Origin of the sequence: Klebsiella planticola (assembly GCF_000783935.2) — a bacterium.
GTDB lineage: Bacteria > Pseudomonadota > Gammaproteobacteria > Enterobacterales > Enterobacteriaceae > Klebsiella > Klebsiella planticola.
Map to the genome: position 1 here is coordinate 3,294,884 of NZ_CP026047.1, position 14,503 is coordinate 3,309,386.

A 14,503-nucleotide genomic window follows, 5' to 3' on the forward strand; every position below is an offset into this window, starting at 1 on the left:
TTAGCCGGGATATCACCGCGGCGCCTTGTACATCGCCTGAATATGACGTTAACACCGTGATGCGAATTGAAGCGAATGCAGAAAACAAAAAAGCTCGCCGAAGCGAGCTTTTTTGTTATTAAGTGGCTGGGGTACGAGGATTCGAACCTCGGAATGCTGGTATCAGAAACCAGAGCCTTACCGCTTGGCGATACCCCAACGGGTGCGTCCATAGTGTGAACGACTTTTTAAAATTGGCTGGGGTACGAGGATTCGAACCTCGGAATGCCGGAATCAGAATCCGGTGCCTTACCGCTTGGCGATACCCCAACAATTCTTTCTGGATTTATCGAAATGAATCAATAAGTCCTTTATATGGTGGCTACGACGGGATTCGAACCTGTGACCCCATCATTATGAGTGATGTGCTCTAACCAGCTGAGCTACGTAGCCAAGTTTATCATGTTCTTCGATGGCTGGGGTACCTGGATTCGAACCAGGGAATGCCGGTATCAAAAACCGGTGCCTTACCGCTTGGCGATACCCCAATAACCGTCGCGGTGAACCGCAAACATCGAAGAAAATGGCTGGGGTACCTGGATTCGAACCAGGGAATGCCGGTATCAAAAACCGGTGCCTTACCGCTTGGCGATACCCCAACAAAAAATCTTTTACTTCCAGATGAGGTTATCTACAAACTTATTACGGCAGCCTTAATGGCTATCTTACAGCCTGGATATACCCCATCCGTGCAACGCTTTGGGTGAATGGTGCGGGAGGCGAGACTTGAACTCGCACACCTTGCGGCGCCAGAACCTAAATCTGGTGCGTCTACCAATTTCGCCACTCCCGCAAAAAAAGATGGTGGCTACGACGGGATTCGAACCTGTGACCCCATCATTATGAGTGATGTGCTCTAACCAGCTGAGCTACGTAGCCATCTTTTTTTCGCGTTACCTTATCGGCGTTGCGGGGCGCATTATGCGTATTGGGCCTGCGAGCGTCAACCCCTTTTTCAATGAAAATCGCCGGAATGTGACTGTTTGGTTAGGTTGCGAACAGCGTGATGGAATAATCGGCAATTATTGGTTATTTATCGCTTTTCTGCAGTAAAAAAAGCAATAAAAAAACGGACCCCGAGGGGTCCGCCGATCGTACAAAGTGATTATTTATAAGCTGACTGGTGAACGCCAACGGCGCGTCCTGACGGATCGTTCATGGTTTTGAACGCTTCGTCCCACTCAATCGCCTTAGCCGATGAACAGGCGACTGACGGGCCGCCAGGTACGCATTCGGCAGCGCTAGGAACCGGGAACAGCTCCTCGAAGATTTCACGATACAGATACGCTTCTTTGGAAGACGGCGTGTTGTACGGGAAACGGAAGCTGGCGGTTTCCAGCTGCTGGTCGGAGACCTGTTTTGCCGCCACCTCTTTTAACGTATCGATCCAGCTGTAGCCTACGCCGTCAGAGAACTGCTCTTTCTGGCGCCATGCGACGCTGGCCGGCAGATAGGATTCAAAACATTCACGCAGGATATGTTTTTCCATTTTGCCGTTACCACACATTTTGTCCTGCGGGTTAATACGCATCGCAACGTCAAGGAACTGCTTGTCGAGGAACGGGACGCGCGCTTCCACACCCCAGGCTGACATGGCTTTGTTTGCCCGGGCGCAGTCAAACATATGCAGCGCCTGCAGCTTACGAACGGTCTCTTCATGCAGCTCTTTAGCGTTTGGCGCTTTATGGAAATAGAGATAGCCGCCGAACACCTCATCAGAACCTTCGCCTGACAACACCATTTTGATACCCATCGCTTTGATTTTACGCGACATTAAATACATCGGCGTCGAGGCGCGGATGGTGGTCACATCGTAGGTTTCGATGTGATAGATAACGTCGCGGATGGCATCAAGGCCTTCCTGCACGGTGAAGTGGATCTCGTGGTGGACGGTACCCAGATGGTTCGCCACTTCCTGCGCGGCTTTCAGATCCGGCGAGCCCTGCAGGCCGACGGCAAAAGAGTGCAGCTGCGGCCACCAGGCTTCGCTGCGTTCCTGATCTTCAACCCGGCGAGCGGCGAATTTTTTGGTGATGGCTGAGATAACCGACGAATCGAGACCACCGGACAGCAGCACGCCATAAGGCACATCAGACATCAGATGGCTTTTGACGGACTCTTCCAGCGCCTGACGCAGTTCGTTTTTATCCGTGACGTTGTCTTTAACCGCATCATAGTCGAACCAGTCACGCTGATAGTACTGACGGATCTCGCCGTCTTTGCTCCACAGGTAGCTACCTGCCGGGAATTCTTTGATTGTGCGGCAGACCGGTACCAGCGCTTTCATTTCTGAGGCGACGTAGAAGTTGCCGTGCTCGTCGTGACCCATATACAGCGGAATGATGCCGATATGGTCGCGACCAATCAGATACGCGTCCTGCTCGCTATCGTACAGGGCGAAGGCGAACATCCCCTGCAGATCGTCGAGGAATGCCGGGCCTTTTTCCTGGTACAGGGCGAGGATAACTTCGCAGTCGGAGCCGGTCTGGAAGGTATAGCGGTCGCCATATTCCGCACGCAGCGCCTGATGGTTGTAAATTTCGCCGTTTACCGCCAGCGCGTGGGTTTTTTGCGCGTTGTACAACGGCTGGGCCCCGGCGTTCACGTCGACGATAGACAGACGCTCATGGACCAAAATGGCTTTATCGCTGGCGTAGACGCCGGACCAGTCCGGACCGCGGTGGCGCATCAGGCGGGAAAGTTCCAGTGCCTTTTTACGCAGCTCGACCGCGTCAGTTTTAATATCCAGTACGCCGAAAATTGAACACATAACCTTCTCCATTACCCTGTCGTGTTGTGATGTTGTGCAGACGTCGTCTTATCGCGAGGTCTCAGTGCATGTCTAAGAAAATGCCGCAAAGGAGAGGGAGGCGCAAGAGATTTACGGTCAGTAAAAGAAAAAACGCAATGGCGATTGCTGAATATTAAAAAAAGAACATGTTTTGAGCATCTTTATTGATGAATATGCAGTGACATGGCGTTTTTATTAGATGCGTCTCTTTTTTGAAGTGCGATAAATGAAAAACCACGTCCTGGGACGTGGTTTTGTTCAGAAAATATCAATTTCGGCAACGGACGGATAGATCCACGAAGGGCGGAACGGCAGGCTGTCGATATCGTCGAGCGTCGACACGCCGGAGAGAACCAAAATGGTTTCCAGACCGGCCTGGAAACCGGCCAGGATATCGGTACGCAGGTTGTCGCCGACGATAACCGTCTGCTCGGAGTGCGCCTGCATCTTATTCAGCGCAGAACGGATAATCCACGGGCTGGGTTTTCCCACGTAGAACGGCTTGCGGCCGGAGATCTTCTCAATTCCGGCACAGAGAGCGCCGCAGGCCGGATAGAAGCCGCGGCCGTGAGTATCCGGATTGGTGGCAATGAAGCGCGCGCCGTTGGCGACAAAGAAGGCCGCTTTATGCATCATCTCCCAGTTAAAGGAGCGGGTTTCACCGACGATAACAAAATCCGGGTTGACGTCGGTAATGGTAAAGCCGGCTTTATAAAGCTCGTGAATCAGCGCGCCTTCCCCGACCACGTAGGCTTTCTTGCCTTCCTGGCGGCGCAGGAAATCAGCGGTGGCCATCGCGGAGGTATAAAAGGCGCTATCCGGCACGTCGATCCCGGCGGTCGCAAAGCGGTTTGCCAGGTCCTGCCCGGTCTGGGAAGGGTAGTTGGTCAACATCACCAACGGCATATCTTTCTCAAGAATGCGTTTGATAAATTCAGCAGCGCCCGGCACGGCCACATTGTCGTGCATCAGCACGCCGTCAATATCACAGATTACGTTTTGAATGGTCATGGACAGTCCGACATCGTTGAAGAAAGGCGAAACTATATAGCCGCGTTAGCTTTCCAGCAAACGCTGGAGCAGTATACCGTTGAGCATGGCGCGTTTCACCAGCGCAAAAGCGCCGATTGCGGAGCGGTGATCTAACGTGGAGCGAACGACCGGCAGATTCTTGCGAAACGCCTTCAGTGCCTGAGCGTTAATGCAGCCTTCAATCGCCGGTAACAGCACCTTCTCTGCTTCGACAATTTCGCCGGCGATCACCACTTTTTGTGGATTAAACAGGTTAATGGCGATAGCAATGGTTTTACCCAGGTGACGTCCCACATATTCGATGACCTCGCAGGCCAGGGCATCGCCTTTGTTAGCGGCTTTGCAGATAGCTTTGATCGTGCATTCATCCGCAGTCAGTTTACTCTGGTAGCCCTGTTCAAGAAGGTGGCGCACGCGTTGTTCGATGGCGGCGTTCGCCGCGACGGTCTCCAGGCAGCCAAAATTCCCGCAGTGACAGCGTTCGCCCAGCGGATCGACCTGAATATGACCTATCTCGCCGACGTTGCCGTTACGACCGATAAAAATGCGTCCGTTGGAGATGATTCCCGCGCCGGTACCGCGATGGACGCGCACCAGAATAGAGTCTTCGCAATCCTGACTTGCACCAAAATAGTGCTCTGCCAGCGCAAGGCTGCGAATATCGTGGCCAACAAAGCAGGTGACTTTAAAGCGTTTTTCCAACGCTTCAACCAGCCCCCAGTTCTCGACCTGAATATGCGGCATATAGCGAATCACACCGCTTTCCGGGTCAACGAGTCCGGGTAAGATCACGGAGATAGCGATAAGTTCGCGGATCTTGCGCTGGCAGCGTTCAGTAAAGGCCGCAATGATATTCAGCAGCGCATGTTCCAGCGTCTCCTGGGTACGTTCCGGCAGCGGAAAATGTTCTTCTTCCAGCGTCTTGCTGCTTAAATCATACAGGGTCAGGGTCGCGTCATAGCGACCAAGGCGCACGCCGATAGCATGGAAGTTGCGGGTTTCCGCAATAATAGAGATGGCGCGGCGGCCCCCGGTGGAGGCCTGCTGATCGACTTCTTTGATCAGCCCGCGTTCAATCAGTTGACGCGTGATTTTAGTCACGCTGGCAGGGGCAAGCTGGCTTTGTTCCGCGATCTGAATGCGCGAAATGGGGCCGTGCTGGTCAATGAGCCGATACACGGCCGCGCTGTTCAGCTGTTTTACGAGATCAACGTTACCAATTTGAGCATGTCCGCCTGCTGTCATTCTTTACTTACTCAGTGACGACCTCGTTACCATTAACGATGGTCTTGATGATTTTATAATCGCGGGTAAAGGCGGTCAGGTTAGCGACCATTCCCGGTGCGATGCTGCCGAGCTGTTTCTCTACGCCAATGGCGCGCGCGGGGTAGAGGGTTGCCATACGCAGCACTTCGTCCAGTGCGATACCGCAATGCTCGACGAGATTGCGAACGCCTTCAATCATGGTCAGCGAAGAACCGCTGAGGGTACCATTTTCATCCACGCACAGCCCGTTACGGTAGTATATTGTTTTACCAGCAAAAATGAACTGGTCAATATGCGCGCCAGCCGGGGCGGTTGCGTCAGTGACGAGGCACAGCTTGTCGCCTTTCAGGCGTTTTGCATTCCGCACGTTAGCATAATCGACATGCATGCCGTCGACGATAATACCGCAGTAAACGTCCGGTTCGTCGAAAATCGCGCCAGCCAGGCCCGGTTCACGCCCGGTGATGTACGGCATGGCGTTGTACAGATGGGTGGCGAAGGTAATGCCCGCGCGAAAACCGATTTTCGCTTCTTTCAGCGTGGCATTGGAGTGGCCTGCGGAAACCACGATCCCGGCAGCCACCAGTTTACGAATCACTTCGGTACTGACGCGCTCAGGGGCGAGAGTCACTTTGGTTATTACATCCGCGTTTTCACACAGGAAATCGACCAGCGCAGCGTCCGGCTTACGCACGTAGTCCGGGTTGTGCGTGCCTTTTTTCACGATGTTCAGCCACGGGCCTTCAAGGTGCAGACCCAGCGCCTGGTTCGGATGTTTTTGCAGGTACTCGCGCATGACGCGCACGCCCTGTTTCATCAAATCATCGCTGGAGGTAATCAGCGTCGGCAGATAGCTGGTGCAGCCGGAACGTTCGTTGGCCTTCTGCATAATTTCCAGCGTTTCGACGGTAACTGCGTCAGGGCTGTCGTTAAACTGCACGCCGCCACAACCGTTCAGCTGGACGTCGATAAAACCGGGGGCCAGAATGGCGCCATTGACCGAGCGTTGCTCAATCTCAGACGGTAAATCAGCCAGTGAACAGATACGTTCGATAAGGCCATCAGCGATGATAATCGCATGGTCATCCAGAATTTCATGACCGGTATAAATCCGGCCTTGGGTTAATGCATACATTACGACCCCCGGTTCACACGCGCTCTGCTGCAGGCTGGCTTCTGTATGGTTGCTCTGATGCCGCCTGGCGGAGCTGGTGTAGCAAAAAAATGAAATGTCCTGCGGACAGGCCGCAGGACGAGACTACCTTACAGCCCTTTGACGTTTTCGGCTTCTAATTCATTGAAGTATTTCAACGTCTTCACTTTCAGCTCCATGGTGGACGGCTCGTCGCAGACGATCACCGCTTTCGGGTGCAGCTGCAGACAGGTAATGGTCCACATATGGTTGACGTTGCCTTCAACCGCTGCCTGCAGCGCCAGCGCTTTCTGGTGACCCAGTACCAGAATCATCACTTCTTCCGCATCCAGCAGGGTGCCCACGCCCACGGTCAGCGCATATTTCGGCACCAGATCCACGTCGCCGTCGAAGAAACGGGAGTTTGCCACACGGGTTTCATGGGTCAGGGTTTTAATACGGGTACGGGAGGCCAGTGAAGAGGCCGGTTCGTTGAAGGCGATATGCCCGTCGTTGCCAACGCCGCCCATAAACAGGTTGATTTTGCCGTAGGAGCGGATTTTTTCTTCATAACGGCGGCATTCTGCATCGATATCTGGCGCATTGCCGTTCAGCAGGTTAATGTTTTCCGCCGGAATATCAACGTGATCAAAGAAATTACGATGCATGAAGCTATGATAGCTTTCCGGATGCTCTTTCGGCAGACCGACATATTCGTCCATGTTGAAGGTCACAACATGTTTAAAGCTAACCTGGCCTGATTTGTGCATTTCAACCAGCGCTTTGTAAGCGGTCAGAGGCGTACCACCGGTAGGCAGACCCAGGACAAACGGACGGTCCGCCGTCGGTTTGAACGCGTTAATGCGGTTAACGATGTGGCGAGCGGCCCATTTGCCGACTTGTTCAGCGGTTACCAGGGGGATCAGTCTCATTCTTCACCTCTATAGTTAAATTAGAACCTGGCGGATTGGCGCCGGCATACTATTAAGAGTATTACAGTCACTACGACGAGCGGGGTCAATCCGTGTTGATTTTTTGAATGATAAAATAAGTTTTCGATGTTAGCCAGTCGCAGGGAGGGGTTAATACGATATTTGGTGATTATAGTCACAAAAAATACGCATTTAATTTGCGATACGAATTAATTTTCCACAAACTTTGCAAGTAAGTTAAAAAACCAACCTGGTTACACAATAAAAAAGTGGCTTTGAATGAGCCTTATCGGGGTCTCATAGGGGGAATAAAGTGAGTATTCTAGGTTATCTACAAAAGGTTGGCCGCGCGCTTATGGTGCCGGTCGCCACGCTGCCGGCGGCAGCGATATTAATGGGTGTCGGTTACTGGATTGACCCGGTAGGCTGGGGTGGAGACAACGCGCTGGCGGCGTTCTTCATTAAATCCGGTTCCGCGATCATCGACAACATGTCCGTACTATTTGCCATTGGTGTGGCTTATGGTATGTCCAAAGATAAAGACGGCGCTGCGGCGCTTACCGGTTTTGTGGGCTTCCTCGTGTTGACCACGCTCTGCTCTCCGGCTGCGGTTTCCATGATCCAGAAGATTCCGGCGGATCAGGTTCCGGCTGCATTCGGGAAAATCAGCAACCAGTTCGTGGGGATCCTCGTAGGGATCATTTCCGCGGAGCTGTATAACCGCTTTAGCAGCGTTGAACTGCCGAAAGCGCTCTCCTTCTTCAGCGGCCGCCGACTGGTGCCGATCCTCACCTCTTTTGTGATGATTGTTGTCGCGTTCATCATGATGTACATCTGGCCGGTTATCTTCGACGGTCTGGTGAACTTCGGTGAGCATATCCAGAAACTGGGTTCCGTCGGTGCGGGCGTGTATGCGTTCTTCAACCGTCTGCTCATTCCGGTCGGTCTGCACCACGCGCTGAACTCCGTGTTCTGGTTTGACGTTGCCGGTATTAACGATATCCCTAACTTCCTCGGCGGCGCTCAGTCCATCGAAGCAGGTAAAGCGGTTGTGGGAATCACCGGTCGTTACCAGGCGGGCTTCTTCCCGATCATGATGTTTGGTTTACCGGGTGCGGCGCTGGCTATCTACCACTGCGCGCGTCCTGAGAACAAGGCAAAAGTGCTGGGTATTATGATGGCGGGCGCCTTTGCCGCCTTCTTTACCGGGATCACTGAACCGCTGGAGTTCTCCTTCATGTTCGTGGCGCCGGTGCTGTATGTCATTCACGCCGTGCTGACCGGTATCTCCGTGTTCATCGCTGCCAGCATGCACTGGATTGCCGGTTTCGGCTTCAGCGCCGGTCTGGTGGATATGGTGCTGTCGTCCCGTAACCCGCTGGCGGTCCACTGGTGGATGCTGATCCCGCAGGGTCTGGTCTTCTTTGTTATTTACTACGTGGTCTTCCGCTTCACCATCACCAAATTCAACCTGATGACCCCGGGTCGCGAACTGGCCGTTGCCGGTAGCGAAGCGGATGGCCAGGATGTGAATGTCAGCAGCGGCAGCGAGCAGGATGTTGCAGGGCTGGCACGTCAGTACATCGCTGCAGTCGGCGGTTCTGACAACCTGACCGGTATCGATGCGTGCATCACCCGTTTGCGTCTGAACGTTAAGGACTCTTCACTGGTGAACGAAGCGCTGGCGAAACGTCTGGGCGCGTCTGGCGTTATTCGCCTGAACAAAACCAGCGTACAGATCATTGTCGGCTTCGTGGCGGAAAAAATCGCTAACGCGATGAAAACGACGGGACCCGTGGCGGCGGCAGAAGCCAACGCGGCACCGGCCGCGGCCGCTCCGACTGCAAAACCGCAGGCCGTCGCTAACGCCAAAACCATCGCCGCGCTGGTATCGCCGATTACCGGTGATATCGTTGCGCTGGAGCAGGTGCCTGATGAAGCCTTCGCCAGCAAAGCGGTCGGCGATGGTGTGGCGGTGAAACCGACCGACAAAACCGTCGTGGCTCCGGCTGCCGGTACTGTCGTGAAGATCTTCAACACCAACCACGCGTTCTGTCTGGAAACGGAAAATGGCGCGGAAATCGTCGTCCATATGGGCATCGATACCGTGGCGCTGAACGGCCAGGGCTTCAAACGTCTGGTTGAAGAAGGCGCGGAAGTGCAGGCTGGCCAGCCGATTCTGGAAATGGATCTGGACTTCCTGAATGCCAATGCCCGTTCCATGATCAGCCCGGTCGTGTGCAGCAACAGCGACGATTACAGTGCGCTGGTGATTCTGGCAACCGGTAAGGTTGTGGCAGGTCAGACGCCGCTGTATGAGATTAAAGGCAAGTAAGGCTCCTGAGTAGCGTTTATGCCTGAGCGGCGGGGGGAAACCTCCGCCGCTTTTTTTTCGCCCATCTGACCCCATAATCTTCTTCAGATACGTATTTTCAGTAACTAATAGTTGTCTCTACGCCCCGCTTGTAAGATCATGTGCCGTTATACGTTGTTTACGCTTTGAGGAACCCACGATGAGTGAGGCAGAAGCCCGCCCGACTAACTTTATTCGTCAGATCATCGATGAAGATCTGGCTACTGGTAAGCACACCACCGTTCATACTCGTTTCCCGCCGGAACCGAACGGTTATCTGCACATTGGCCATGCGAAGTCTATTTGCCTGAACTTTGGTATTGCTCAGGATTATCAAGGCCAATGCAACCTGCGTTTCGATGACACCAACCCGGTGAAAGAAGATATCGAATACGTGGAGTCGATTAAAAACGACGTGCAGTGGTTAGGTTTCCACTGGTCCGGGGATGTTTGCTACTCGTCTGATTATTTTGACCAGCTGCACCAGTATGCCGTTGAGCTGATTAACAAAGGCCTGGCCTATGTTGACGAACTGTCGGCGGATGAAATTCGCGAATACCGCGGTTCGCTGAAAGCGCCGGGTAAAAACAGCCCGTATCGCGATCGCAGCGTGGAGGAGAACCTGGCGCTGTTTGAAAAAATGCGTGCCGGTGGTTTTGAAGAGGGGAAGGCCTGCCTGCGTGCGAAAATCGATATGGCCTCGCCGTTTATCGTCATGCGCGATCCGGTACTGTACCGCATTAAATTTGCCGATCATCATCAGACCGGCAGCAAGTGGTGCATCTATCCGATGTACGACTTCACGCACTGCATTAGCGATGCGCTGGAAGGCATTACGCACTCCCTGTGTACCCTGGAGTTCCAGGACAACCGTCGCCTGTATGACTGGGTACTGGACAACATCAGCATCCCGGTTCACCCGCGTCAGTACGAATTCTCGCGTCTGAATCTCGAATATACCGTGATGTCCAAGCGTAAGCTGAACCAGCTGGTTACCGAGAAGCACGTAGAAGGCTGGGATGACCCGCGTATGCCGACCATTTCCGGTCTGCGTCGTCGCGGCTATACCGCCAGTTCTATTCGTGAGTTCTGCAAGCGCATTGGCGTGACCAAGCAGGACAACACCATTGAGATGGCGTCACTGGAATCCTGCATCCGCGAAGATCTCAACGAAAACGCTCCGCGCGCCATGGCCGTTATCGACCCGGTTAAGCTGGTCATCGAAAACTACCCGCAGGATGCAAGCGAGATGGTGACGATGCCGAATCATCCGAATAAACCGGAGATGGGCAGCCGTGAAGTTCCGTTCAGCGCGGAGATCTGGATCGACCGTGCCGACTTCCGTGAAGAAGCGAATAAGCAGTACAAGCGTCTGGTGCTGGGTAAAGAAGTTCGCCTGCGTAATGCCTACGTGATCAAGGCCGAGCGCGTAGAGAAGGATGAAGAGGGCACGATCACCACCATCTTCTGTACCTATGACGCCGATACGCTGAGCAAAGATCCTGCCGATGGTCGCAAGGTGAAGGGCGTTATCCATTGGGTCAGCGCGGCGCACGCTCTGCCGGTGGAAATCCGTCTGTACGATCGCCTGTTCAGCGTGCCGAATCCAGGGGCGGAAGAAGACTTCCTGACGGTGATGAACCCTGAATCGTTGGTGATCAAGCAGGGCTTCGCTGAGCCGAGCCTGGCCGCAGCGGAGGCCAGCAAAGCCTATCAGTTTGAGCGTGAAGGCTATTTCTGTCTCGATAGCCGCTATGCAACCGCAACGCATCTGGTGTTTAACCGCACCGTTGGTCTGCGTGATACCTGGGCTAAAGTCGGCGAGTAAATTTTTCGTCGCGGCCTGGCCGTCGTCTCTGTGTAAAAACGCCGCATGTAGCGGCGTTTTTTTTTATTTTGGAATCAGTGAATTAAGTTCGTTATTTTCGCGATGCGAATTAATCTTGTTTGCTGTTTGTCATATCTGCCAGACCTGCCACTCCTCCCGCCGGTACCTAAAACGGCTGTAAGCGCTTTCATTCGTTATTTTCTTTCGATTTAGTAATTACTTACGCGTAAAAAGTATGAGACCTGATATTGTTACAAAAAGAAATAGAATATGTGCGCTTTGTCATAATCTTAAGCTTTGATCGGCGAAAGAGATTGATAATTCGCGTCACGAAAAATAGTCTATCAGCAGTGGTTACGCGGCTTTTACCGCTCCACCTTTTTAGCAGTCTTATTTATTTTTTCGCGGCTTGCCTTTGGCTCCGCGTTTTTAAAACGTCAAAGAGGATATGCACATGCGTACGTTTAGTGGCAAACGTAGTACGCTGGCGCTGGCTATTGCCGCCGTCACCGCGATGTCGGGCTGGATCGTTGTTCCGCAGGCCAGCGCAGCAGGTTTTATTGATGATTCCACCTTAACCGGCGGCATTTACTACTGGCAGCGTGAGCGCGACCGGAAAGATGTGACCGACGGCGATAAATACAAAACCAACCTTTCCCATTCGACCTGGAACGCCAATCTGGATTTCCAGTCCGGCTATGCCGCTGATATGTTTGGTATTGACGTGGCTGCCTTCACCGCAATTGAAATGGCGGAAAGCAGCGAAAGCGGTCACCCGAACGAAATTGCCTTCTCCTCAAAAAATAAAGCCTACGACGAAGATTACTCTGGCGATAAGAGCGGGATCAGCCTGTATAAAGCTGCGGCGAAATTTAAATATGGCCCGGTATGGGCTCGCGGCGGTTATATCCAGCCAACCGGGCAAACGCTGCTGGCTCCGCACTGGAGCTTTATGCCGGGTACTTACCAGGGTGCTGAAGCCGGCGCCAATTTTGATTACGGCGATGCCGGCGCGCTGAGTTTCTCCTATATGTGGACGAACGAATACAAAGCGCCATGGCACATTGAGATGGATAAGTTCTACCAGAACGACAAGAAAACCAAAGTCGATTATCTGCACTCACTGGGTGCCAAATACGATTTTAAAAATGACCTCGTGCTGGAAGCGGCGTTTGGTCAGGCTGAAGGCTATATCGACCAGTATTTTGCCAAAGCCAGCTATAAATTTGATATTGCCGGAACGCCGTTAAATACCAGCTACCAGTTCTACGGCACCCGCGACAAAGTCAGTAACGGCGGTACGAACGATATCTACGACGGTACCGCCTGGCTGCAGGCGCTGACCTTTGGCTACAAGGTTGCTGATGTCCTCGATCTGCGTCTGGAAGGCACCTGGGTGAAAGCTGAAGGCCAGCAGGGCTACTTCCTGCAGCGTATGACTCCGACCTATGCTTCCTCCAACGGTCGTCTTGATATCTGGTGGGATAACCGCTCTGACTTCAACGCCAACGGTGAAAAAGCGGTGTTCTTCGGTGCGATGTATGACATGAAGAACTGGAATATGCCGGGCTGGGCGTTCGGCGCGTCATACGTGTACGCGTGGGATGCTAAACCGGGCAAAATGTCCACGCCGGACGCTTACTACAACCCGGACAAACGTCTGGAAGAGTCCGCCTATAGCCTCGATGCCATGTACACCGTCCAGGACGGCCGCGCGAAAGGGACATTGTTCAAACTGCACTTTACCCAATACGACAACCACTCCGATATCCCGAGCTGGAGCGGTGGCTATGGCAACATCTTCCAGGACGAGCGTGACGTGAAGTTCATGGTTATTGCCCCGTTCACTATTTTCTGATGCCGCAGCGGCAGGCGTAAACCTGCCGCAAGCCTGAGAGGTCGAATATGAAGAAGCTATTACTCATCGCGGTTATGGCATCGGGCCTGGTAGCCTGCACGCAGTCCCCCGCACCGAAGGAAGATACGAAGTTAAAAGATGCTTATAGCGCCTGTATCAATACGGCGGAAGGGAACCCGGACAAAGTGGAGGCCTGCCAGAGCGTGCTGGACGTGCTGAAAGAAGAGAAACAGCATCAAGCGTTTGCCAACCAGGAAAGCGTGCGCGTTCTGGATTACCAACAATGTATTCAGGCGACCCGTACCGGCAATGACCAGGCGGTGAAAGCACGTTGCGATCGCATCTGGAAGGAGATTCGCAGCAACAACACGCAGCCCTGATCGCAGGCGCCAGACATCGTCAATAAAAACGCCTGATGGTTAACATCAGGCGTTTTTCATGGCGCGCGATCCTGTTTACAGCGGCGCGACCGGAGCAGGGGACTGATCGTAACCGCCCCAGACGGACTGATCGAACTCAATCACCGATCCGGTCATTAACCCGGACTCATCGCTGGCGAGGAAGGCGACCGCGCGCGCAACCTCTTCCGGCTGAATCAGACGGCCAAAGGGCTGTGAGGCGGCGGCTTTTTCCAGCCAGTCATCCTGCGCACCGTGATAGGTCTTCATGATGCGGTCTTCACCTTCCGAGGCCATCCAGCCGATATTCAGCCCGTTTACGCGGATCCGGTTGCGTAACAGCGCGTAGGCGGTGTTGCGGGTTAACGTCGCGAGGGCGCCTTTTGATGAGCAATAGGCGGCAATAAACGGCTGGCCGGCCAATGATGACATGGAGCAGATATTGACGATGCTACCGGTAATGTTTTCCCGACGCATAATTTTGATCGTCTCCTGCATCAGAAAGAACGGGCCGCGTACATTGGTGGCGAAAATGCTGTCAAAGCGCTCCGGCGTGGTATCAAGAATCGATCCCCGGTCGGTCATTCCGCCTGCGTTGACCAACACATCCACCCGCTTGAATAACTCATCTGCTTTGGCGATCACCGCGCGACAATCGTCTACCGAAGAGAGATCGGCACGCACGAACGTCACCTGGGCTGCCGTACGGCTCATAATCTCGTCGGCGACGAGGCGTCCTTTTTCCTGGTTTCGACCACAGATGATGATGCCGCTGGCACCATTTTCGGCCAGCTGACGAGCGATAGCAGCACCCACACCCTGGGTGCCACCGGTGATAACGGCGACTTTGCCGGCGAAATTATTCATGGTTATG

General features: G+C 53.5%; 10 protein-coding genes and 7 tRNA genes. 4 read left to right on the forward strand and 13 right to left on the reverse strand.

All coding sequences use genetic code 11. The annotated features are described in order from the left end of the window. Positions 1-123: 123 nt before the first annotated feature. The 12 genes from MC50_RS15880 to nagB all read right to left on the reverse strand — a co-directional run bounded on the left by MC50_RS15880 (position 124) and on the right by nagB (position 7,192). Positions 124-198: transfer RNA gene (locus MC50_RS15880), tRNA-Gln, on the reverse strand. A gap of 36 nt (positions 199-234) precedes the next feature. Continuing rightward, positions 235-309, reverse strand: a tRNA-Gln gene (locus tag MC50_RS15885). 46 nt (positions 310-355) lie between these two features. Continuing rightward, a tRNA-Met gene (locus MC50_RS15890) sits at positions 356-432 on the reverse strand. Between the two features lie 20 nt (positions 433-452). Further along, positions 453-527 (reverse strand) — tRNA-Gln (locus MC50_RS15895). A gap of 36 nt (positions 528-563) precedes the next feature. Beyond that, positions 564-638, reverse strand: a tRNA-Gln gene (locus tag MC50_RS15900). Between the two features lie 109 nt (positions 639-747). Then, positions 748-832, reverse strand: a tRNA-Leu gene (locus tag MC50_RS15905). A gap of 9 nt (positions 833-841) precedes the next feature. Then, positions 842-918: transfer RNA gene (locus MC50_RS15910), tRNA-Met, on the reverse strand. Between the two features lie 226 nt (positions 919-1,144). After that, a complete protein-coding gene (gene asnB, locus MC50_RS15915; RefSeq protein ID WP_004859583.1) occupies positions 1,145-2,809 on the reverse strand; it encodes an asparagine synthase B in 1,665 nt (554 codons plus the stop codon). 279 nt (positions 2,810-3,088) lie between these two features. Then, the gene (locus MC50_RS15920) at positions 3,089-3,841 is read right to left on the reverse strand and encodes an HAD-IIA family hydrolase (RefSeq protein ID WP_015584887.1); all 753 of its coding nucleotides are present in this window, start codon (positions 3,839-3,841) and stop codon (positions 3,089-3,091) included. Between the two features lie 45 nt (positions 3,842-3,886). Then, complete coding sequence (nagC, locus tag MC50_RS15925; protein ID WP_004859587.1) at positions 3,887-5,107, reverse strand: DNA-binding transcriptional regulator NagC; 1,221 nt, start codon at positions 5,105-5,107, stop codon at positions 3,887-3,889. 7 nt (positions 5,108-5,114) lie between these two features. Further along, positions 5,115-6,263 (reverse strand): N-acetylglucosamine-6-phosphate deacetylase, encoded by a 1,149-nt coding sequence (nagA, locus tag MC50_RS15930; protein ID WP_032688842.1) that lies wholly within the window; start codon positions 6,261-6,263, stop codon positions 5,115-5,117. A gap of 128 nt (positions 6,264-6,391) precedes the next feature. Beyond that, on the reverse strand, positions 6,392-7,192 hold the full coding sequence (gene nagB / locus MC50_RS15935; protein ID WP_004859594.1) for a glucosamine-6-phosphate deaminase: 801 nt from the start codon (positions 7,190-7,192) through the stop codon (positions 6,392-6,394). A 313-nt stretch (positions 7,193-7,505) separates the two neighbouring features. Between nagB and nagE the strand changes: the two genes are divergently transcribed. From nagE to chiQ, 4 genes are all read left to right on the forward strand, one after another. Then, positions 7,506-9,527, forward strand: coding sequence for an N-acetylglucosamine-specific PTS transporter subunit IIBC (gene nagE / locus MC50_RS15940; RefSeq protein ID WP_032696394.1), 2,022 nt, complete (start codon positions 7,506-7,508; stop codon positions 9,525-9,527). A gap of 178 nt (positions 9,528-9,705) precedes the next feature. Continuing rightward, entirely contained in the window at positions 9,706-11,373 is a 1,668-nt protein-coding gene (gene glnS / locus MC50_RS15945; protein ID WP_032688838.1) for a glutamine--tRNA ligase, read from the forward strand. A gap of 454 nt (positions 11,374-11,827) precedes the next feature. Next, positions 11,828-13,231, forward strand: coding sequence for a chitoporin ChiP (chiP, locus tag MC50_RS15955; RefSeq protein ID WP_032688837.1), 1,404 nt, complete (start codon positions 11,828-11,830; stop codon positions 13,229-13,231). Positions 13,232-13,278: 47 nt separating this feature from the next. Next, the gene (gene chiQ, locus MC50_RS15960) at positions 13,279-13,611 is read left to right on the forward strand and encodes a ChiQ/YbfN family lipoprotein (RefSeq protein WP_032688836.1); all 333 of its coding nucleotides are present in this window, start codon (positions 13,279-13,281) and stop codon (positions 13,609-13,611) included. A gap of 75 nt (positions 13,612-13,686) precedes the next feature. Here chiQ and MC50_RS15965 read toward each other — a convergent pair whose 3' ends face one another. After that, complete coding sequence (locus tag MC50_RS15965) at positions 13,687-14,496, reverse strand: SDR family oxidoreductase (protein ID WP_032688835.1); 810 nt, start codon at positions 14,494-14,496, stop codon at positions 13,687-13,689. Between the last annotated feature and the right edge of the window lie 7 nt (positions 14,497-14,503).